The sequence below is a fragment of the Bradyrhizobium pachyrhizi genome, from assembly GCF_001189245.1.
Taxonomy (GTDB): domain Bacteria; phylum Pseudomonadota; class Alphaproteobacteria; order Rhizobiales; family Xanthobacteraceae; genus Bradyrhizobium; species Bradyrhizobium pachyrhizi.
The window spans coordinates 70,006-89,984 of record NZ_LFIQ01000025.1; the positions used below are offsets into that span (position 1 = coordinate 70,006).

At 63.5% G+C, this 19,979-nt stretch carries 28 protein-coding genes; 17 read left to right on the plus strand and 11 right to left on the minus strand.

Annotation, left to right across the window (positions count from 1 at the left end):
- The 5 genes from AKL29_RS02360 to AKL29_RS02380 form a co-directional block, all read left to right on the plus strand.
- A partial coding sequence (locus AKL29_RS02360) for an NAD(P)/FAD-dependent oxidoreductase (protein ID WP_244481695.1) occupies positions 1 to 845 on the plus strand: 845 nt, incomplete at its 5' end.
- A 108-nt stretch (positions 846 to 953) separates the two neighbouring features.
- A complete protein-coding gene (locus AKL29_RS02365; RefSeq protein ID WP_038377734.1) occupies positions 954 to 1,190 on the plus strand; it encodes a hypothetical protein in 237 nt (78 codons plus the stop codon).
- Complete coding sequence (locus AKL29_RS02370) at positions 1,187 to 1,393, plus strand: zf-TFIIB domain-containing protein (RefSeq protein ID WP_028336044.1); 207 nt, start codon at positions 1,187 to 1,189, stop codon at positions 1,391 to 1,393. Before AKL29_RS02365 ends, AKL29_RS02370 begins: the two co-directional genes overlap by 4 nt.
- Positions 1,394 to 1,504: 111 nt before the next feature.
- On the plus strand, positions 1,505 to 4,417 hold the full coding sequence (gene uvrB, locus AKL29_RS02375) for an excinuclease ABC subunit UvrB (RefSeq protein ID WP_082190444.1): 2,913 nt from the start codon (positions 1,505 to 1,507) through the stop codon (positions 4,415 to 4,417).
- 3 nt (positions 4,418 to 4,420) lie between these two features.
- On the plus strand, positions 4,421 to 4,837 hold the full coding sequence (locus tag AKL29_RS02380) for a pyridoxamine 5'-phosphate oxidase family protein (protein WP_050382829.1): 417 nt from the start codon (positions 4,421 to 4,423) through the stop codon (positions 4,835 to 4,837).
- Positions 4,838 to 4,864: 27 nt separating this feature from the next.
- Here the strand turns inward: AKL29_RS02380 and AKL29_RS02385 are convergent, their stop codons facing one another.
- From AKL29_RS02385 to AKL29_RS02400, 5 genes are all read right to left on the minus strand, one after another.
- Positions 4,865 to 5,218 (minus strand): GNAT family N-acetyltransferase, encoded by a 354-nt coding sequence (locus AKL29_RS02385; RefSeq protein WP_410712111.1) that lies wholly within the window; start codon positions 5,216 to 5,218, stop codon positions 4,865 to 4,867.
- A gap of 11 nt (positions 5,219 to 5,229) precedes the next feature.
- On the minus strand, positions 5,230 to 5,364 hold the full coding sequence (locus AKL29_RS46540; RefSeq protein WP_410712112.1) for a hypothetical protein: 135 nt from the start codon (positions 5,362 to 5,364) through the stop codon (positions 5,230 to 5,232).
- Positions 5,365 to 5,765: 401 nt separating this feature from the next.
- Positions 5,766 to 5,957 (minus strand): hypothetical protein, encoded by a 192-nt coding sequence (locus AKL29_RS02390; RefSeq protein ID WP_172646835.1) that lies wholly within the window; start codon positions 5,955 to 5,957, stop codon positions 5,766 to 5,768.
- Between the two features lie 96 nt (positions 5,958 to 6,053).
- Positions 6,054 to 6,287 carry a hypothetical protein gene (locus AKL29_RS02395; protein ID WP_050382835.1) on the minus strand — a complete coding sequence of 78 codons (234 nt, stop codon included), beginning with the start codon at positions 6,285 to 6,287 and terminating at the stop codon, positions 6,054 to 6,056.
- 411 nt (positions 6,288 to 6,698) lie between these two features.
- Positions 6,699 to 7,817 (minus strand): alpha/beta fold hydrolase, encoded by a 1,119-nt coding sequence (locus tag AKL29_RS02400; protein WP_050383025.1) that lies wholly within the window; start codon positions 7,815 to 7,817, stop codon positions 6,699 to 6,701.
- Between the two features lie 311 nt (positions 7,818 to 8,128).
- On the opposite strand from AKL29_RS02400, the gene AKL29_RS02405 reads away from it, so the two are divergent.
- The 6 genes from AKL29_RS02405 (at position 8,129) to AKL29_RS43200 (ending at position 11,777) form a co-directional block, all read left to right on the plus strand.
- Positions 8,129 to 8,599: a nuclear transport factor 2 family protein gene (locus AKL29_RS02405; RefSeq protein WP_050382837.1), complete on the plus strand. Its 471-nt coding sequence runs from the start codon at positions 8,129 to 8,131 to the stop codon at positions 8,597 to 8,599.
- 60 nt (positions 8,600 to 8,659) lie between these two features.
- Positions 8,660 to 8,920 carry a hypothetical protein gene (locus AKL29_RS02410; protein ID WP_028336038.1) on the plus strand — a complete coding sequence of 87 codons (261 nt, stop codon included), beginning with the start codon at positions 8,660 to 8,662 and terminating at the stop codon, positions 8,918 to 8,920.
- A 279-nt stretch (positions 8,921 to 9,199) separates the two neighbouring features.
- Positions 9,200 to 9,634 (plus strand): nuclear transport factor 2 family protein, encoded by a 435-nt coding sequence (locus AKL29_RS02415; RefSeq protein ID WP_050383027.1) that lies wholly within the window; start codon positions 9,200 to 9,202, stop codon positions 9,632 to 9,634.
- Positions 9,635 to 9,889: 255 nt separating this feature from the next.
- The gene (locus tag AKL29_RS02420) at positions 9,890 to 10,831 is read left to right on the plus strand and encodes a hypothetical protein (protein WP_050382839.1); all 942 of its coding nucleotides are present in this window, start codon (positions 9,890 to 9,892) and stop codon (positions 10,829 to 10,831) included.
- 155 nt (positions 10,832 to 10,986) lie between these two features.
- Entirely contained in the window at positions 10,987 to 11,409 is a 423-nt protein-coding gene (locus AKL29_RS02425; RefSeq protein ID WP_050382841.1) for a hypothetical protein, read from the plus strand.
- A 227-nt stretch (positions 11,410 to 11,636) separates the two neighbouring features.
- Complete coding sequence (locus tag AKL29_RS43200) at positions 11,637 to 11,777, plus strand: hypothetical protein (protein ID WP_167350365.1); 141 nt, start codon at positions 11,637 to 11,639, stop codon at positions 11,775 to 11,777.
- A 107-nt stretch (positions 11,778 to 11,884) separates the two neighbouring features.
- On the opposite strand, the gene AKL29_RS43205 is transcribed toward AKL29_RS43200, so the two are convergent.
- The 3 genes from AKL29_RS43205 to AKL29_RS02435 all read right to left on the minus strand — a co-directional run bounded on the left by AKL29_RS43205 (position 11,885) and on the right by AKL29_RS02435 (position 13,150).
- On the minus strand, positions 11,885 to 12,028 hold the full coding sequence (locus AKL29_RS43205) for a hypothetical protein (protein WP_016841369.1): 144 nt from the start codon (positions 12,026 to 12,028) through the stop codon (positions 11,885 to 11,887).
- A gap of 172 nt (positions 12,029 to 12,200) precedes the next feature.
- Complete coding sequence (locus tag AKL29_RS02430; protein WP_028336034.1) at positions 12,201 to 12,683, minus strand: MaoC family dehydratase; 483 nt, start codon at positions 12,681 to 12,683, stop codon at positions 12,201 to 12,203.
- A gap of 8 nt (positions 12,684 to 12,691) precedes the next feature.
- On the minus strand, positions 12,692 to 13,150 hold the full coding sequence (locus AKL29_RS02435) for a MaoC family dehydratase (protein ID WP_050382842.1): 459 nt from the start codon (positions 13,148 to 13,150) through the stop codon (positions 12,692 to 12,694).
- A gap of 318 nt (positions 13,151 to 13,468) precedes the next feature.
- Here AKL29_RS02435 and AKL29_RS02440 point away from each other — a divergent pair, with 318 nt between their 5' ends.
- Together AKL29_RS02440 and AKL29_RS43210 are read left to right on the plus strand one after the other, a co-directional pair.
- Complete coding sequence (locus tag AKL29_RS02440) at positions 13,469 to 13,765, plus strand: DUF4282 domain-containing protein (RefSeq protein ID WP_026193358.1); 297 nt, start codon at positions 13,469 to 13,471, stop codon at positions 13,763 to 13,765.
- 150 nt (positions 13,766 to 13,915) lie between these two features.
- A complete protein-coding gene (locus tag AKL29_RS43210; protein WP_167350368.1) occupies positions 13,916 to 14,059 on the plus strand; it encodes a hypothetical protein in 144 nt (47 codons plus the stop codon).
- Positions 14,060 to 14,249: 190 nt separating this feature from the next.
- On the opposite strand, the gene AKL29_RS02445 is transcribed toward AKL29_RS43210, so the two are convergent.
- Entirely contained in the window at positions 14,250 to 14,930 is a 681-nt protein-coding gene (locus tag AKL29_RS02445) for a ParA family protein (RefSeq protein WP_028336032.1), read from the minus strand.
- A 34-nt stretch (positions 14,931 to 14,964) separates the two neighbouring features.
- Between AKL29_RS02445 and AKL29_RS46240 the strand changes: the two genes are divergently transcribed.
- Positions 14,965 to 15,099: a hypothetical protein gene (locus AKL29_RS46240; RefSeq protein WP_283089399.1), complete on the plus strand. Its 135-nt coding sequence runs from the start codon at positions 14,965 to 14,967 to the stop codon at positions 15,097 to 15,099.
- Between the two features lie 13 nt (positions 15,100 to 15,112).
- Here AKL29_RS46240 and AKL29_RS02450 read toward each other — a convergent pair whose 3' ends face one another.
- Positions 15,113 to 15,439 carry a hypothetical protein gene (locus tag AKL29_RS02450; protein WP_082190445.1) on the minus strand — a complete coding sequence of 109 codons (327 nt, stop codon included), beginning with the start codon at positions 15,437 to 15,439 and terminating at the stop codon, positions 15,113 to 15,115.
- Between the two features lie 269 nt (positions 15,440 to 15,708).
- Positions 15,709 to 16,038, minus strand: coding sequence for a hypothetical protein (locus tag AKL29_RS02455; protein ID WP_244481696.1), 330 nt, complete (start codon positions 16,036 to 16,038; stop codon positions 15,709 to 15,711).
- A gap of 350 nt (positions 16,039 to 16,388) precedes the next feature.
- Here AKL29_RS02455 and AKL29_RS02460 point away from each other — a divergent pair, with 350 nt between their 5' ends.
- The 3 genes from AKL29_RS02460 to AKL29_RS02470 all read left to right on the plus strand — a co-directional run bounded on the left by AKL29_RS02460 (position 16,389) and on the right by AKL29_RS02470 (position 19,184).
- Positions 16,389 to 17,654 carry a tyrosine-type recombinase/integrase gene (locus AKL29_RS02460; RefSeq protein WP_244481697.1) on the plus strand — a complete coding sequence of 422 codons (1,266 nt, stop codon included), beginning with the start codon at positions 16,389 to 16,391 and terminating at the stop codon, positions 17,652 to 17,654.
- Between the two features lie 599 nt (positions 17,655 to 18,253).
- The gene (locus AKL29_RS02465) at positions 18,254 to 18,499 is read left to right on the plus strand and encodes a hypothetical protein (RefSeq protein ID WP_050382845.1); all 246 of its coding nucleotides are present in this window, start codon (positions 18,254 to 18,256) and stop codon (positions 18,497 to 18,499) included.
- 490 nt (positions 18,500 to 18,989) lie between these two features.
- The gene (locus tag AKL29_RS02470; RefSeq protein ID WP_050382846.1) at positions 18,990 to 19,184 is read left to right on the plus strand and encodes a hypothetical protein; all 195 of its coding nucleotides are present in this window, start codon (positions 18,990 to 18,992) and stop codon (positions 19,182 to 19,184) included.
- Positions 19,185 to 19,979 lie beyond the last annotated feature (795 nt).

Here is a 19,979-nt window from a genome sequence, read left to right on the forward strand (position 1 = left end):
TCGTCATCGCCACCGGTCCCTATCAACGGCCGCTGCGGCCCGATCTGCTGCGCGAGCATCCCGGCCTGTTTCAGGTCGATGCCGCCGGCAACAGGAATCCCGCGCAATTGCCTGACGGTGCGGTGCTGGTGGTCGGTGCCGGCGCCTCGGGTGCGCAGATCGCCGAAGAGCTGATGCGCGCCGGCCGCGATGTCTTCCTCTCGGTCGGACGTCACAACCGCCTGCCGCGCCGCTATCGCAGCCGTGACCTGATCTGGTGGCTGGCCGAGATGGGCATCGACCAGACGCCGGTCGAGCAGCGCGGTCCGTCGCGGCTGCTGCCGGTGATTTCCGGCGCCCATGGCGGCCACACCGTCGATTTCCGCCGCTTCGCCGCCGGCGGCGTGACCCTGCTCGGCCGCGTGACGGCGGCGCGCGACGGCGTGCTGGAGATCGCGCCCGATCTCGCCGCCAACATCGCCAATGGCGACGCTTATTACGCGACGTTCCTCGGGATCGTCGACGACTTCGTCGCGGCGCGCGGCCTCGATCATCCCGACGATCCCTTGGCACGCGTCCGTTTGCCCGACCCGCCGTGCCTCACCGCGCCGCTCGATGCGGTCGACCTGCGCGCCGCGCGGATCAGCAGCGTGATCTGGGCCACCGGCTATGGCCTCGATCTGAACTGGATCGACATACCGCTGCTGGATGCCGACGGGGCGCCGCGACACCGCCACGGCGTCTCCGACGTGCCGGGCCTCTATTTCCTCGGCCTGCAATGGCTGTCGAAGATGAAATCCTCGTTCCTGTCAGGCGTCGGCGACGACGCCGCCGTGCTCGCCGACCACATCGCGAGCCGCCGCTAGCTCCGGGTTCCATTGCTTCCTGGAAATAAACCGGACGAGTTGTGAACTGCTTCACATTTAGCGCAACGCGCTCGTGCTTCCTATGAGAAGGGCGTTTCGAGGTCGCACATGATTTACAGCGGTTTTGAGATCAAGTCGTTCGAAGTGGGGAAGGGGCAATGGCACGCCAGGGTTCAACGGGTCGATCAAAGGCCGGTCGTCATCGATGGCATGCTGTTTCCGACGCTCGACATCGGTTTTGCGTGGTCCGATCCGGATGCGGCGATCGCCGACGCGAAGCGGGCTATCGACCGGTTCCCGCAACGCTATGGCATGACAATGCCGGCGGCCGAAGCGTCGGCGTGACCGGCAACGTCGTGGTCGCCGCCGTCCCGCAATGCGAGCCGGATCCGGTCTGGCCGGCGCAGGTCCGCACCAGCTGCCCGGAATGCGCCGCATCGCTTTCGCTGCTGCGCGTGATCCCCGGCCGCGCCGCCGAATACTGGACCATGCGCTGCGACGGCTGCGGCGGGATCCATCTCGACATCGTCGACCTGCCGCGCGTCTGAACTCCGCGACGCGCCGCCTGCTGACACCCTGCTGTCAGCAGCCTCGCCCGCGCAGCCATCCAGCCGCCGTTTGCCCTTTTCTCGCTGCCGGACTCGTCCCATATTCGGGGCATGGCGAAGACACCGAACACTCCGAAAAAGCTCGGCAAAACCCCCAAATCCAAAGCTCACCGGCCCGAGGTCCTCCCGATCGGGCCCGCGCTTGCCGAATTGCTCAATCCCGCGATCAACCGCGGCGATGCCGGCATGGGTTCGGGCACCGGCCTGCAGCCGCCGCCAGACAATTCCTGGGACCGCCGCGCCGGCGGCGAGGCCGCCGCGCATCGCGCGCGGGCGTCGACGCGCGAGACCAGCGAGGGCGTCGCGAAGCGCGATAGTTCGGGCCTCGGCGAGGCCCCGCAGGCCAATTACGGCACCTCGGCCACCATCCCGACGCTCGATCCGGAACTGGCGCGGCAGCTCGGTCTGCCGACCGCCGAGGATGACGAGGAGGCCTTGGCGCGGCCGCCGCGCAGCAAGATGGAGGCGCTCGGCGTCAAGGCGACCGCCGACGCGCTGGAGAACCTGATCCGCGACGGCCGCCCGGAATTCCGCAAGGACGACGGCTCGATGCGGGTGTGGGCCCCTCACCGCCCGCCGCGCCCGGAGAAATCCGAAGGCGGCGTGCGCTTCGAGATCAAGTCCGACTACCAACCGAAGGGCGACCAGCCGACCGCGATCGCCGAACTGGTCGAGGGCATCGACCGCAACGACCGCACCCAGGTGCTGCTCGGCGTCACTGGCTCGGGCAAGACCTACACCATGGCCAAGGTGATCGAGGCGACGCAGCGCCCGGCGCTGATCCTGGCGCCGAACAAGACGCTGGCCGCCCAGCTCTATGGCGAGTTCAAGAACTTCTTCCCCGACAACGCCGTCGAGTATTTCGTCAGCTATTACGACTACTACCAGCCGGAAGCCTACGTCCCGCGCACCGACACCTATATCGAGAAGGATTCCTCGATCAACGAGCAGATCGACCGCATGCGTCACTCGGCGACGCGCGCGCTGCTCGAGCGCGACGACGTCATCATCGTCGCTTCCGTGTCCTGCATCTACGGTATCGGCTCGGTCGAGACCTACACCGCGATGACCTTCGCGCTGAAGAAGGGCGAGCGCATCGACCAGCGGCAATTGATCGCCGACCTCGTTGCGCTGCAATACAAGCGCACCCAGGCCGAGTTCACCCGCGGCACCTTCCGCGTCCGCGGCGACGTCATCGACATCTTCCCGGCGCACTATGAGGACCGCGCCTGGCGGGTGAACCTGTTCGGCGACACCATCGAGACCATCGAGGAGTTCGACCCGCTCACCGGCCACAAGCAGGACGAGCTCGAATTCATCAAGATGTACGCCAATTCACACTATGTGACGCCGCGCCCGACGCTGGTGCAGGCGATCAAGTCGATCAAGTCGGAGCTGAAGCAGCGGCTCGACCAGCTCAACGACCAGGGCCGCCTCCTGGAGGCGCAGCGGCTCGAGCAGCGCACCACCTTCGATCTCGAGATGATGGAGGCGACCGGAAGCTGCGCCGGCATCGAGAACTATTCGCGCTATCTCACCGGGCGTCGCCCCGGCGAGCCGCCGCCGACGCTGTTCGAATATGTGCCGGACAACGCGCTGATCTTCGCCGACGAGAGCCATGTCACCGTGCCGCAGATCGGCGCGATGTTCCGCGGCGACTTCCGCCGCAAGGCGACGCTCGCCGAATACGGCTTCCGTCTGCCCTCCTGCATGGACAACCGCCCGCTCCGCTTCGAGGAGTGGGACATGATGCGGCCGCAGACGGTTGCGGTGTCGGCAACGCCGAGCGGCTGGGAGCTGAACGAAAGCGGCGGCGTATTCGTCGAGCAGGTGATCCGTCCGACTGGGCTGATTGATCCGCCGGTCGATATCCGCCCTGCGCGCACCCAGGTCGACGACCTCGTCGGCGAGGTGCGCGCGACCGCAGCCGCCGGCTATCGCTCGCTGATCACGGTGCTCACCAAGCGCATGGCGGAGGACCTCACCGAATATCTGCACGAGCAGGGCATCCGCGTCCGCTACATGCACTCGGATATCGACACCATCGAGCGTATCGAGATCATCCGGGATCTCCGCCTCGGCGCGTTCGACGCGCTGGTCGGCATCAACCTCTTGCGCGAGGGCCTCGATATTCCCGAATGCGCGCTGGTCGCGATCCTCGATGCCGACAAGGAAGGCTTTCTGCGCAGCGAGACCTCGCTGATCCAGACCATCGGCCGCGCCGCGCGCAACGTCGACGGCAAGGTGATCCTCTATGCCGACAGCATGACCGGCTCGATGGAGCGCGCGATGGCCGAGACCACGCGGCGCCGCGAGAAGCAGGTCGAGTACAACGAGGCCAACGGCATCACGCCGGAGAGCGTCAAGAAATCGATCGGCGACATCCTGAACTCCGTCTACGAGCGCGACCACGTGCTGGTCGAGATCGGCGACGGCGGCATGGCTGACGACGTGATCAGTATCGGGCATAATTTCGAGGCCGTGCTGAGCGATCTCGAAACGCGGATGCGCGAGGCCGCGGCCGATTTGAACTTCGAGGAAGCCGCCCGCCTGCGCGACGAGGTCAAGCGGCTGCGCGCCACCGAGATGGCCGTGGTCGACGACCCCACCGCCAAGCAGCGCAACGTGCAGAAGCAGGCCGGCGCCTATGCCGGCACCCGAAAATACGGCGATGCCGCCAACCTGCCGGTCAGCGCATTGAAGAACAAGTCGGCGCAGACCTCGCTCAAGGCAGGCCGCGGCGGCAAGTCCGGCTCACGGGTGCACAAGCCCGATCTCGACGAGATGCACGGCCCGGAATCGCTGCCCTTCCGCCCCAGCGGTGCGCTGCCGGCAAAGCCGTTCGGCGCCACGAGCCGCATCATCCAGCCGACCGACTCGCGGCAGTCGGGGCCGGAGTTCGGCCCGTCGCCGCGGTCGAGCGGCGGCGCGCCGGGGAAACGCGGCGGCTGGAAGAAAAGGTAGATCATGACGCGCGCCGAGCTGCTCGCCTTCCTGCGGATGCATCGGCTCGCGGTGGTCAGCACGGTTCACGACAACGCGCCCCAGGCGGCGGTCGTCGGGATCGCGGTCAGCGACAATCTTGAGATCATCTTCGACACCCTGACCACCTCGCGCAAATACCAGAACCTCCGCGCCGATCCGCACGCGGCGCTGGTGATCGGTTGGGACGCCGAGCAGACTGCGCAGGTCGAGGGCGTCGCGGACTTCCCGAGCGGCGCGGAGCTCGCTGCGTGCAAGCAGGTGTATTTCGCGGCGTGGCCCGACGGTCCGACGCGCGAGACATGGCCGAACATCGGCTATGTGCGGATACGACCGAACTGGGCGCGGTTGAGCGATTTTGGCGCGATGCCGGCAAGGATCGAGGAAATGACGCTGCCATAGACAGCTTCATCTTCAGCCTCTCCTCGATCACGCCACGTCGAACGCCGGATGGTAGCTCACATCCCCCTTGGGCGCCTTGCCCTTCAACACTATCCGCTGAAAGTATCGGCTCGGCTTGCCGCCATAGGTCCGCCGGCGATCATCGAGGAAGCCGAAGCGACGGTAGTACGCGGGATCGCCGAGCACGACGCAGCCATCGGCCCCGAGCTCCGCAAGCCGGATGAGCCCCTCGCATAGCAGAGCTTTGCCGGTTCCGCGCCGTTGCATGTCGGGTGCGACCGAGACCGGGCCGAGGCCATGCCAGCGCCCCGCTACGCCATCGATCCGGACCGGCGAGAACGCGACGTGGCCGGCGATGCTGCCGACCTCGGAGACAGCCACCAGCGAGAGCGTCAGCGCGCCGGCGCGCGCAGCGCCTCGACGATGCGTGCTTCGGTGCCGCTGCTGTGCGGCGCTGTTGCGAATGCGGCCGCCGTGACGCGGCTGATCGCGGCGGCGTCTTCGGGGCGTTCGTCCCTGATCTGCATGCTCGCAGATAAGGCCGATCGGCAACAGCGCGCAAGGGAAGCGCAAAGCTCGGGCGGATCATATCGCGAGACTGCGGAAGTATGACGCACCGGCCGAACCACATGTTCGCTGTCGTCCCTGCGAAAGCAGGGACGACGTCCGGAGAAGCCGCGGGCTCTCGGCTCACGCACGGATGTCTCTGGAATACTGCATCACCCGCATGCACGGGTGATGACACCGCACAAGCTGTTTGACATGTGAAACGGATTCCCACCGTCGTCCCGGCGAAGGCCGGGACCCATTACCACCAGCGGAAATCATTGTGATACGCTGTGGCCCCAGCTTGCTTCAACAACATGGCCCGGTGGTTATGGGTCCCGGCCTTCGCCGGGACGACGGCGGAATATGCCTCGCCCTGCGCCTACCCCGATCGCTTGTTGCTGGTGTTCTGGGTCAGATTGCCGTGCGCGGCCTGCTCGCGGATGTTGTGTTTCTCGTCGTCGCGATGGCCCTTGGTGGTGTCGATGGGAACGCTGGGGGTGCTGCCGGGGCCCTTGTGGCTCTTGTTGTCGTCGGGAACGGGCTGGATGGTCTTTGTCTTTGGTTTCGTCATCATCGTCTCCGTTACGCATGGAGACAACGCGGCCGGTGCGGACGGCGTTCCCGGAACGACACTTCCGTTCCGGGGAACGTGACTTCACAACTGACCTTACAGTTTCTCCTGCTGCGCGGGCTGTGACTGCGGCTGCTGCTGGCGCTGCTGTTTGGCGTGATGGCGGCCGTAGAGGCACCCGGCCGCGGCGCCGAGCATGCCGTGATGGCCGGCATAATGACCGGCGACGCCGCCGACGATCGCGCCCTTGATGCAACCCTTGGCGTCGGCGGAAGACGCTGTGGCAAGCACGCTGAGGGCAATGACTGACGCGAGAACAATCGATTTCATGATGCGGCTCCAATGCAATGCTGCCGCATCAACGGCGAAGCGGCACGGCCGGTTCCGGGAAGGCGAAGCGGTTCACCATCGGCCTCGCCGCTGGCAACCGGCGCCGTCGGATTAGCTTGTTGTCGAACGCACCGCGACAGCGAGCCGGCGCGATTTCACCGGCCGGCCCCGGAGGAGCTCAAGGCCTCATGGCCGGCGTCGGCACCGGCTCACCGTCGCGCGGTGCGCGCTCTCATGAACTATCTGGGGACAACCAGGGCGGCGACGGCAAGCGGCATGGTGTTTCTCATAAGGAACTCCTGATCGCGGATGCGTCGCCCACGGCGAACCAACCGGGCGCGCGGGCGGAGGTTTCATTAACTCGCGGACAGCTGCCGCCGCACGTCTGCGAGGCGCGGCCGGTTCAGCCGATCAGTTCAGTTTCTTGCCGCCGTCCGTCACGCCGTCGAGGAACACCCCGGTTTCGCGGTTGAGAAACTCGACATCCGCCGGGAAGAAACCGCCGGCCGAGGCGTGGCCGGTCACGGTGGCCGGGCTGATCGTCTTGATGGTCACGGCTCCGATGTTCTGGCCCATCTGGTTCGGCTCGAATTCGGGATTGAGCAGATCCTTGGTGCCGGTGAGGATCAGCGTCTTCGCCTTGATCGAAGCCAGCGCCTTCGCCGTGTCGCCGCCGAACCCGGCCGTGGTGCCGACATCGTGCCGGTCATAGGCCCAGCTCTGGTAGATCCAGTCGTTGGCGTCGAACAGCTTCCACAGCGCGGTCTCCTGCTCGGCCATCCAGGGCAGCACGTCGGGGCCGGACTTGAACTGCGCCGCATACATGTCGGGCGTGCGCGCCGCGAGCAGCGCAACGATATCGCGGAACAGCTTGAGGCCCTTCTCCGGCGGCGCGTCGTAATTGCCGTCCTTCCACGCCGGATCGTTCATGATCGCCTTGCGCGAGGCCTCCATCACCGCGACCGACCAGGCCGGCGTCTTCGCAAGCGGCACCATCGCAACCAGCGCGTCCATGAAGTCCGGATGGCTGACGCCCCATTGCAGCGCCTGCATGCCGCCCATCGAGGGGCCGACCACGGCGACGACATGGTCGATGCCGAGCTTCTCCTTCATCAGCCGGTACTGCGATTCCACCATGTCGCGGATCGCGAATTTCGGGAACTGCATCCGCGGCTGCGCCTTCGAATTGCTCGGCGATGTGGTCAGGCCGTTACCGATCGCATCGGTGCAGACGATGAAGTACTTGTCGGGGTCAAGCGCCTTGCCGGGGCCGATCATGAAATCGAGCCGGTGATGATTGCCCGAGATCGCGGTCACCATCAGGATGGCGTTCGACTTCTTCGCGTTCAGCGTGCCGTGGGTGACGTAGGAGATCGAGAAATCCTTGATCGCCTCGCCGCTCTCGAGCTTCAGGTCGCCTTCGTTGTAGAGCTGGTGGGCAGGCTGCTGCGGCGTGTGTGCGAAGGCGGGCGGGATCGCCGGGCATGCCAGCAGCGACAGGATCGCGGCGAAGTGGGTGATGCGCGTCATTGGTCTCTCCCCATCGGGGCGGCTCTGTTCGGCCGCCTTCCGCCGCGAAGCATACGGGCCGGCGGTGCCGCGGCAAGGCCGCGGGCGCGAAGATTTAGGTGGCGCGGGCACGGAATAAACCGCCGGCAGCACCGCGACGGCCGCCGTCATCGCATTGCGCGAACCGGCGCGCCGCATGCATTTTGTGCCACAATGCACGCACTGGTTGCCGAACCTAATCGCGTCTCGCGCGTCAAACATATGTTGTTTGATTGTGGAATGCTCCGGTTCACTATGCCGGGCCAGAGCGAGTCGGACCGGCGGAGTCGATCATGGGCGAGGATTTGAACCGGCAGCGCGTCTTGAACTTCCTCGACGTCTATTATGCCGGCGGCATCGAGGGCGCGCTCGATCGCTGCAGCGACGACGTCGCGTTTCTCGCCAACGCCCCGATCGACATTCTTCCGCATATGGGCCAGCACCGCGGCAAGGCCGCGCTGCGCCAGATGTGGACCACGATCCACGAGCGCTATTCCGACATGCGCTACGAGGCGCCGATCGTGGTGACCCAGGGCGACAGGGTCGCCGCGCAGCTGCGCGTGTTCCTCCGCAAGCGCAACAACGCCCGCGTGGTGCAGTTCGACGTCGCGGTGTTCTACACGCTGCGCGACGGCAAGATCACCGAGATCCGGGAGATCATCGACACCTTCGATCTCGTCCAGCAGGTGCTGGAGCGCGACGTCGCGGCGGCGCTGACCGGGCACGACGACATCGTGCAGGCAAATTCGCAACGCCGGCGTTGAACCTCGACGGCCCGGCGCTGACTTATTACCGGGCTTGTTGCGGTCGGGGCTGAAATCACCATGAAAATCGCATTGCTCGCTGTGCTTGGCCTGGCGCTGGGCGCCCTTGGCGGCGCCGCCTTCGGCATCGGAGCCGGGCTTAGCTGGATCGGATTGGCCAGAACCTCGGGTATCGACAGCGGAACTCTGGTGTTTTTCACCTTCATGCCGCTCGGCGCCGCGATCGGCGGCATCGGCGGCGCGTTGCTGTTCGCGGTGGTGGCGATCCGCGACGCCGAGATCGTGATCGAGCGGCAACCGGTGCGGCAGCGCGACCGCTGAATTGCGGCGATCGGTTTTCGCGCGAAGCCTGCCCCGCACGTGATGCGGGTGGATGCCGGCTCGCATCAAAGAAGCGCGTCAGAACCAGAATCCAGAGGTCGGCGGTCACATTCCGGTAAAATTCCGCGCAATTGTGCATTGCAAAAAAGTCATTTGCGTTTTTGCCGTCCCGCACTATTTGAGGCCGCAATAGCGATGTGCAGCAACCTGGCAAGGCGTCGGCGCTGATCCCCTGCCATCCGTTTGCGTTTGAAAATCCAGTTTCAGGACAAGGCCAAAATGACAGAGCATAGTCTCTGGCGTTTTTCGCGCGCATTGCATCGCGCGATCAACGAACGCCAGCTTGCAGATATCGAGCCGCTGCTCGACGACGAGGTCGAATGGTCCATCTATGGGCCGATCGACCTGTTTTCCTTTTTCGGCGCGCGCCGCGGCAAGGCCGCGGTGCTCGAGGTGATCCGGCAGATCGGCGAGAACCTCAGGGTTCACCGTTTCGATCGCGAGTCGATCATGCTCGGCGTGGATTCCGCAGCCTCGATGCTGCGCTATTCGCTGACGGCACTCGACTCCAACAAGCCGATCTCGCTCCGGATCGCGCATTTCGCGCAGTTCAGGTCCGGCAAGCTGACGAGCTTCCGCGTGCTGGTCGACAGTTTCGACCTCGTCGAGCAGACCGTCGGCTACCCGATCCATCTGCCGCGCATCGCGGTCTGACGGCTTTTCGATTTCACGCCTTCGTCACGTCCGGGGCGCTAAAGCGCGAAGCGCGTCTTCGCGTTCAGGCGCCCCGGCAGCGGCGGCCTGTTTTGCCAGCCCCGAACGGCCGCGCTCGGGACGCGCCGCGCGAACGCGCGGCGCGTTTGTCCCGGACATGACGATCACGCGTTGATCACTTGCTTTCAGAGCGCCGATGCCACAATTTTGCGCCACGGCAATGCATGCTGCGGCTCTGGAATTTGCGGGCTGGGAATGACTTTCACATTACGATTCGGCTGGGCAAGGCTGCCGGTGCTGGCGGCCGGCTTTAGCCTGGCGATGGCGCTGTCGGCCGCCGCGCAAACCCCGCCGTGGCAGATCGCTCCCGCCGCCCAGGATACCGCAGCTGATAACGCCGAGGCTGCGGCCGACGGGGAGCCGCCGGCGGCCAATGCCAATGACGCCGACATCCTGAAGGACATCGACGAGAGCAAGCTCGACTGGAGCCAGCTCGACACCGATTCCACCAGCCTGCCCACGCTGGCGCCGAAGCGTGCGGCGCGGCCCGCCAGCGTCGCAGGCAACGATCCATCCTGGTCGACCAACAACAACGCCAACGGCTCGTCGGCGGTGTCGGTCAAGCAGTCGATCTCGCCATTCCTCGACACCCGCATCGGCGCCGACATGACGGTCGCAAGGCAAGGCACGATGACAACGTCCGAGCAATTGTCGGAGCGGCTCGCCAATGGCGGCAGCCTGCCGCAGTCCGGCGGCTCGGCCTGGGCCGCGATCTCGACCGGCGGCGTGGCCTCGATCTGGGACAAGACCTCGGTCGAGGCGCGCCTCGATCCCGCCGCCGACCAGAGCAAGGTCGGCACCTCCCTGAGCAAGTCGGTGCCGCTGTCGGAGCAATATTCGCTGACGCTGCAGAACGGCTACAACCTCATCCAGCAGGGCGTGGTCCCGGTGCCCGGCATCATCAGCCACCCCTCGCGCAGCTACGACACCGATCAGTCGGCGAGCCTGTCCGTTAACGACACCGGCACCAGCATCACGGCGGGCCAGACGCTGTCGACCTCCGACGACAGATGGCTGCGCCGGATCGGCGCCGAGCAGAAGCTGTTCGACGGCGTCACCGTCTCCGGCTCGGTCGGCGAGACCTCCCAGGGCACCACCAACAAGAGCATCAGCGCCGGCTACAAGCGCTCATGGTGAACGGTCTGTTAGCTCTATCGCGCTAAATGATCAGGCATTGCCGCAACTTGGCCCAGATGCGGTCAAATTCGGCGGCACTGATAGGTCCGTAACTTCATCAATTCGTCGTGCGGGGGACAAGCCGCGCTTCGCCATTGCGAACAAGGGGAAAGCCGATGAACGCCACCAACCGTACCGAGGAAACCGAAGTCGAAACGACGTCCGAGGTCGACACCAACCTCGCCGCCGTCTCGGAAGTCGAAGCCGGCATCCGCGACTTCGTGCGCAACGATATCGCCTATCTGCGCCGGCCGGTGGCGAGCCCGGAGACCGCGCCGACCGACACCAACACCGATGCCACCGTCAGCAACGTCAACTCGCTGATCCAGCGCGTCGCCGGCACCTCGCTCGCCGAGATCGAGAAGCTGATCGGCGAGCTCGAGAGCCTGCGTGACCTGCTGCATGCCGAGGGCCAGCGCGTCCAGCGCGAGATCTCCGGCTATGCCCAGCTCAGCCAGGCCGCGATGAAGTCGACGCGCATGATCGCCGACAACGTCTCGCAGTGGAAGCGCGCCGCCGACGGCCTGCGCAACAGCTGATACAGCTCAGTTTCCCAAACTGATCGCCGCCGCCTCCTGAACAGGGGGCGGCGGCTTCGCTTTGCGGCCTGATTCAGCGCAGAACGATTCGTTATTCAGCGCGGTGTAAACTCCGCGATGTCAATTTTTGCAAGAAGCCGATTTGAACGTCGGATGTCGAGCCCGCGTCCAATCCGGAATTCGCGTCCGGACCGCGCCCTGCCGGGCATCCATTTGGAGACGAAGTCATGCAGAGCGTCCGGCCGGACAACGCCGCCGATCCGATTCCGCTGCGCCAGCCGCAGCAGGGCATCGGCACGATCATGATCCGGTTCATCGGCATCTTGGCAGCCGCGACGGTCGTGATGGTGCTGATCTGGAATCGTTAGACTGAAGCTTGGAAGAAATGTGACGCAGCCTGCCGACAGATCACATTGAAAAGCGCAAATGCACGCCACCTGCGCTCCCTCGAGCGCCGGCAGTTACAGACGGTCAATCAGCGGTCGATGCTCGCGGTGGTCTCGAAGGAATAATTGCCGTCGGCAAAGCCCTTCACGACCATTCCGGTGGCCAGCATCACCACAACCGTTACCGTCGCGAAGATAATGCCGACGAGTTTCAGCGCGCTGCGATCTGCCATGGTATCCCCAGTCATTCTTGCCAGATGTCCGTGCCCTCAAACCATAAGGCAGGGACAAAGGTTCAGAATGCGTTAGCAAAAACTGAGTTCCACGCAACGCACAACTGCGTCGGCAGCAGAAGTCATTCGCTAACCATGGCGTCCGGGCAACATCAGAGGCGCGCTGGCAACATCAGGAACCGGGATTCCGCCGCGGCACGAAAGCGGTGGCGAGGAACGAGAACACCACCTCGTTGCGCTGATTGACGCCGGTGTTGCGGGCCTGAAGGATGCCCCATTCGGGCCGCTTTTCGGACGTGCGCTTGGTCTCGACCTGGTTGGTGAAGCTGACGGTATCGCCTGCCAGCACCGGGCGGATCCAGCGCAGTTCGCGGAAGCCAGGCGAGGGCCCCCAGACCGCGACCTGTTCGCCGCGTGCAGCGGCTTCCGCGGCGAGCCGCTTGCCGTCGGCGACGAGCAGCTTCATGCAGACGCTGGCGACATGCCAGCCCGATGCGGCGAGCCCGCCGAACAGCGAGTTGCGCCCCTCCTCCTCGTCGAGATGGAAGCGCTGCGGATCGAACTGCGCGGCGAACCGCTTGATGTCCTCAGGCGTGAAGGTGAAAGAGCCGAACTCGCGCCGCGCGCCGATCTCGATATCTTCAAAAAAGCGCATGACCTCTCCTATGCGCTCGCGCCGTCGCGGCGGCTGATGATGATCGGCGACTCCATCTCGCACAGCATCTCGCCGCGCGCGTTGCGGATGGTGCCCTTGAAGATGACGATGCCGGTTTCGGGCCGGCTCTTCGAGACGCGCGCCTCGACGACGTCGACGTCTAGCGTCAAATCGTCGCCCGGACGCAGCGGCGCCACCCAGCGCATCTCGTTGACGCCGGGCGAACCGAGCGAGGCGGTGCGGCCGATGAAGCCGTCGAACAGCATCCGCATCATCAGCGAGCCGAGATGCCAGCCCGAGCCCGACAGGCCGCGCAGCATGGATTTCTTCGCCGCCTCCTCGTCGAGATGCATCGGCTGCGGGTCGAATTCGGCGGCAAAGGCGAGGATTTCCTCGCGTGAAACATGGCGCGGGCCGAACGTGCCGAAGCGGCCGGGCTTGAAGTCTTCGAAGGTCAGCGTGGTCATTGGGTGAGGATATGCCGGAGGGAAGCCCGATTGTGGCCGTTATTTGCGGCAATCACAACCGGCCCACTCGCATAGCTCGCCCCTGGACTGCCGGCGCCCGGTCCGGGGCTCGCTCCAGGCGAGATGGTTTGGGGTTCTGCGGTATCGATCCCTCTGGTCGCGGAGGCGCCTGGCGCCGTCCCAAACCATTGGCCCGGCGAAAGCCTCGTCCCGACGGACGCCTGCGGCGCAGGCTCCCGGGATGAAGTGATCACGCCGGCGGTCACGCAGTAGGATGAACGAGACGCGAATCATATTCGGCTGGCCGGGAGAACCATGATGTTCGATTTCCAGGATCTGTTTCAGTGGGACCGCTTCATCACGCCCACGATCATCAAGACGTTCTACTGGCTGGTGATCGCGGTCATCGTGCTGTTCGGGATCTCCGGCATCCTGTGGAGCCTCACCGCGATGGCGATCAGCCCGTTCGTCGGATTCATCCAGCTGCTCGCGTCGATCGCCAGCGTCTTCGTCGGCATCGTGTTCTCGCGCATCGCCGCCGAGTTCATCCTGATCGTATTCCGGATCAACGAGCATCTCGGCGCGATCCGCGATCGGGACGGCGCAATGCGCTGAGGCTTTCGGTCCGGCCAAACCGGCCGACCGGCGGGGCCGTGGTTAATCCGAAGTAGCACCCGCGCGCAAATGCCAGCGAAATTCCAACCGGCATTTTAAAACCGCTCGCGTATCAGCCTTCCGTATTGCCAAGACCAACGCGGGGGCGTCGTGAATTCCAGGAATTTTGTTGCCGTGAGGCCGGGTGTCGAGCCGGGCTTTACGACCGAGGATATTTTATGGGCTGTCGGCATCTGGTCGGTGATCCTGACCCTGGCGCCGGTGATCGTGTTTTATTTGCTGATGGTGGCGTGAGGGCTGCCGCCGAATTTGTCATTCCGGGATGGTGCGAAGCACCAGACCGCAGATGCGCAATTGCGCATCGGGGGATCTCGAGATTCCGGGTTCGACGCTCACGCATCGCCCCGGAATGACTGCAATATCTCGACGACAAAAAACGCGCGGGTGCCGCGCGTTCTTTCCATTTCGAACGTAAGCGGCGTTGTTACGCCGCCTGCTTGTGCATCGTACCGGACGCCGACGCCGTGCCGCGGATCGCCTTGATCGAGCGTTCGATCGCGGCCCACAGTCGATTGATCTCGGCGGCAGCGCGGCCTTCGGCATAATATTCGCGGGCGCCTTCGCCCTGGCCGAGCGCCATCAGAAGATCGGCGCGGTTGGTGATCTGGCCGCTCCACACCGGTGCGCGGAATTTCGCCAGCGCCTCGCGCGCGATCGCGACGATGCGGCTTTCGGCGCCGTCACGCTGCGCGGGCGCGCCGTTGATCACGACGGCATAGGGCTTGCGCATCGAGCGGCAGGTCTGGATGGTTTCCTGCACGGCGTTGACGTCGAACACGCCGGGCCGCGCCGGAATAATCACCATCGTGGCGTTCTTGATGGAGTCGTCGACCACGGCCGAGAGGTTCGGCGGCGTGTCGATGAACACCCACTCGATGCCGTCACGCTTGGCCTGGGCAATGATCCCGCTGACCGAGTTCACTGCCGTCTTGATCGCCGGCTCGTTGGTGCCGCGTAGTTTATGCCAGAGAGTCAGCGAGCCCTGCGGATCGGCGTCGATCAGCAGACAGGGCTTCGTTGCCTTGTGCACTTGCGCGGCGAGGTGAGCAGCCAGGGTACTTTTTCCCGAGCCCCCCTTACGCGAAGCGAAAACAATCACGTTCATACGTTGGCCTCCAGATTGACCCCAGGAGGCGAAAATGAATCAGCACGCTGATTCGCGAAAGAAAAAATTTCTTGCAATCCGCAATGTGGCCAAGATTACCGGCGCGTTTTGCTTTTTGAGTCACACCGAACTTATGACGCAACCGCAAATGGAAGCGCTAAGCGTTTGATATGACTCAGTGCCTAGCGTTTTCCGGCAGCTTTCGCGCGCTCGCGCTCGGTCCACTTGCGCTCGATCCAGCCGAGCAATTGCGCGGTGGGTTTCTGCAGGAACGGAACGTCCTGCGCGAACAAAAGGAGTCCGAGCGGCAGCATCCAGAGCCCAAGCACCGGCAAGAAGCTGAAGATGCCGCCGATGATCAGGAGGATCGCAAGCGGAATCCGCACATAGCGTGACGACGGCTTGCGCAGCCACGCGACGAAGCGCGCCGGCTTGTCCGGCAGCTTGGCTTCGAACCAGGCGAAGTGCCGATCGATCTCTTGCTTGTAGTATTCGCTCACGCGTCCCACTCCATCCGTTCCACAGGCGGAACAGATTTGGCAAACCACACAAGCCCCACAGATGATGCTGCGTGACAGCGTCACAAGGCGTCAGTCTGTCGCGCACGACCGACTTGAAATCGCAGCCAGACGATCTAACAGCAGAAAAGTGCGAAGAGGTTCTCCGAAAAGATCATGCTCAAACAATGAGCTGAAGCGCATTTTCGCGCGAAGCGCACGATTGCGCGACGACACGCGTCAAGCTGGTGACCCCTCGCCTGCGCGCGATGCGAACCAGGTCAGTGCGCCGGCTTCTTCGCCTTGTGCGATTTGGAGACCTTCCGCTTGGCAGGCCGCCGCTCCACGCGCTCGCTCGCCTCGCGCGGCTCGGGACCTGCGCGGAAGAATACGCGGCAGGCCGGCGACAGCTGCGCCTTGTTCCTGATCATGCAGGCCGTGATGCGATCGACGTCGGGAATCTCGGGGCTGCAAAGCCGGAACGCGTCGGGCGTACAGGCCTGCTGCTGGTCCGGCGTGTAGGCCTCGCTTCGGCCCGGCAGCAGCAGCGCCGCAAGGGCGAGGCCTGATATCAACGCAAACGAAAAACTCCTTGAACCGGCGATCCCCATGCATCCCCCAAAGGTGTCACTAGGCGTCGTTAAGGCGTCGTGTCAGTCAGTTTGGGTGACGGGACAGAGAAGTGCAAGCGGACGCGATGACACGCCGGGCGATAAGGGCGAGCGACCTTGCGATCATCCGATGTAGCTCTGAGTGATCTTGCGGATGGTACAGTTGGGTGGGCTCGAACCACCGACCTCCTGTTCCACAGACATGGCAAGGCCTCCGCCGGTGCTACGCCATTCCCGCCTTCCGTACGAAAATTGGAGTATTATCAAACAATAAGCCCGCCGGCCCCCGCCTTACCTGCGCTGCAATTGGCGCTATGGTGGTAGCTACGTGGTAGCTACAGAGGCGATAGATGGCTGTTTCGAGTATCACGATCCGTGCGGTGCAAGCACTCAAGCCGGGCGAGACTATTTGGGATGCAGACCACCGCGAAGCGGTGCGGGGCTTCGGCGTTCGGCGTCAACGCGATCAGGCAACCTACGTCCTCAAGTACCGCGTATTCGGTCGGCAGCGCTTCGTCACCATCGGTCCTCATGGCGCGCCGTGGACACCCGAGCTGGCACGCAAGGAAGCCAAGCGGCTTTTGGGCCTGGTTGCCAACGGCAAAGACCCCGCGGACGAGAAAGCCAAGGCGCGCCTGCAGGCGGCCGACACGCTCTCGGTAATCGCGGATCAATATCTCCGGAACGCCAAAGAAAGGCTGAAGCCCCGGACCTATTCGGAAGTCGAACGCTACTTGTTAGTCAGCTGGAAACCCCTGCATCCGGTCTCGGTTTTCCAAATCACCCGCCGTCATATCTCGGCTCGTATCGCTGACATCGCATCAATTCATGGAGCGGTCTCAGCGGCCCGCGCTCGGACAGCCCTGTCCTCAATGTTCAACTGGGCAATACGCGAGGGCCTCGACATTGCCGCGAACCCGGTTCTCGGCACCAATCGACCAGCGCAGCCGGGAAGTCGCGAACGGGTCCTCACGGAGAAGGAGCTATCAGCCATCTGGCGGGCCTGTGGCGATGACGATTACGGCCGCATCGTGCGTCTGTTGCTACTCACAGCCCAACGCCGTGATGAAGTCGGCAGTATGCAATGGGCCGAACTTGATACCAGTTCGGGACTCTGGACGCTGCCTGCCACCCGGACCAAGAACCATCGCGAGCACTTGCTGCCCTTGGTTCCCGCCGCCTTGGCCCTAGTCCCACCCCACCGAGATGGCCGAGACTTCCTCTTTGGTGACGGACCCCGACGCAGCGGTGACCCGCACCGTGGGTTCTCGGGCTGGTCAAAGTCGAAGACGGCACTTGATGGGCGGATCGCGGAAGCCCTGGGCGAACCCTTAGCCCATTGGACCATTCATGACCTTCGAAGATCGGCGTCCACTGTGATGGCCGACCGGCTTGGCGTGTTACCACACATCGTGGAGGCGATCCTGAACCACGTTAGCGGTCACCGGGCGGGCGTTGCTGGCGTATATAACCGCGCGCGCTACGCAGCCGAGATGCGCGAGGCGCTCGAACGTTGGGCAGAACACATCGCGGCCTTACCAGCCCAAAAGCCGGGCCGTGCCGGCGCCGGCTCTCGTCCGGATTTCTTCCAGGAGGCAGCCGGGGTCCATTCCTAGTGCAAGATTGCCCGCGAGAGGTCGGGTTGCTAGCCAAGAGATGGCTCGCCCGCAACCTCGGTCACCGCGCGCATCAGCACGCAGTGACAACATGGGTGCGGGCCGTTTATCGGGCCTTGAGCGATCCAATACCGAAAGCCCGCCCGAAGGCGCGCCAATTCTCATCTGTAATGTCGTCGCCCTGACGGACCAAATTGCCTTGCGACGAAAAGTGGGAAACCTAGCGGGAGAGCCAGGATTGTCGCTCCTCTTGTCAAGGCTTGGGGCGTTGAATTGCCAGCCGTTGGCTAACGGCCAAAAAGCACTCAGAGGTTTGTAGCCGTCGATGATGTTCAACGCCGCCTTAACCGGGGGGAAAGCGCTTCCTCTAGGTGGCGGCATTCGCTGTTGGAAGAGATTTAGAGCCAAACCCGGCAACTTGGCACTCTTAGTGCTTTGAGCCCTTTTCAGATCGTTCCGGCATCGAAGCCAAAACATATTGCTGGCGCCTGTCGCGATTACGGCGCACGCTCTGCCCGTCGCCACGCATCAACCATTGGCGGTCGGCGATGAGAACGCAACGCCGCGCTCCCGCCCTTACCCTAAAAGGAGCAACGGCTATGCCGCTCGCGCGTCGATTCACGGGCATCAATCTAACCCCCGACCAGCAGCACATTATTGAACTGGCGTTCAGCGCCGCCTTGCGCAAGCTCGATCTAGTCGATCGAAATGATCCGCTATGCGACCTAGTGGCCAAGAGGATGATCGACGTTCACACGCGCGGCGTCACCAACGTCCTCGCGTTATCTGAGATAACGATTCGGGAAATTGGCCTGGCGCTGAACATTGTGGCGCTTGCGCCATGATACTGCTCCGGCGTGCCTGGGCTGAAGTACCGAGAGACTGCTATCCAGCTCGGTCGAACCGACGCAGCATTAGCTGTGGGCCATACGGCTTAGCTCAATGCTCAATTTTGTTCTAGTGGTCGTCTCACATAGAAGCCACCAAGGCGGTCGGCAACAAACCCCGCCCCGAAGGCGGGTTTAAGTTTAAACTTTCTAATGTCAGCCGAGACATTTGTTTGGCTGGGGGATTTCAGGGCCCAGTGTTTAGGCCAGCGTCGCGAGACGAGCGTATTCCGTCTCAGTGACGCTGTCGCTTTGCGGCGGTACAGCTGACGATCAGGCCCTGAATCCCCAGTTCGTCGGCTGGGAGAGACCCCACCGTTGCGGGGTTTCCTTCTGACGCAGGCATGCAGAGCCAACGCGAACATCGCATACCGCTATTACCGTAGCGGGACGATTGCCCGTGTATTCCCGGTACCGGCCGGCGCGTGTCCATAGCTAAATTTCGCGCATGCCAAACACCCACAGCCACAGAGGCGTCGCGTTCAGCGTGGCCCGCCAATACGACGATCAATTCGAGATCATCATCAAGCTTGACGATGAAACGATACGCAGCACGGTGCGCACAAGGCTCCCTGAGCTGGCAAAGCGGCGGGCCGAAATGCTGATAAACCGCAAGCTCAAAGAGAAGATTAGACTAGTCTGAGAACACGAGAGCTACCCGGCCGATTTTAAAAAGCGAGCTGATCCGACAATGAAGACGAAAGGCGATCGCTCCTACTCCGACCTCCAGAAAGTTGCCCGCAGCCTCATGGAGCACGCCCGGGTATTCGAGTCCGTGCAGGATGGCCTGATCTACATCGGGAAGAATCAACTATCCGATGCTCTACCAGGAAGGCGACACCGGCTGAGTAATGGGCCGCCGGCCTGGAGTACACCGAGGATCCGGCTGGCTGGAGTACCACAAGAGCGGCACATTCGTCACGATGACGCAGACTGGCAAAGACCGGCTGACAAGAAACGGCCCCAGCACCCTTGGAGGTGATGCTGGGGCCGCTTCCCATGCTTTGCCGAGCCGCCGCTATCAATTAAATCAGGCTAGCCCTCTGAGCCTGAAAAGATGTCCTTAAATGAAATCGCCCTGCCCAGTCCCGGGATGATCGAATCAAAGCCTGAGCCAGTCAATTAACTTGCGTTAATCAAAGGTAAATCGACTGCCGATTTTTTCCCGGATGCTTAACGGGCGCACCCGCGGGCTCGCCCTGCGGCGAACTGTGAACGGCGGCGACAATTCGAGAACGACTTCGTGGTTACCGGTGCTCTCCGCGGATGAACGTAGTTCCGGTTGCAAATTAGGAACCGCGCTTTCCCCACCGATTGACGCAGATCGTTACTATTAGAAACGGAGAAGCTGCGCATGAAGAAGCGCCGCCGCATAAAGCAGACCACCTCCCTTGAAAAGCGACTTGCTGAAGAGGCCAAGAGCCTGCGTCAAGAAGCT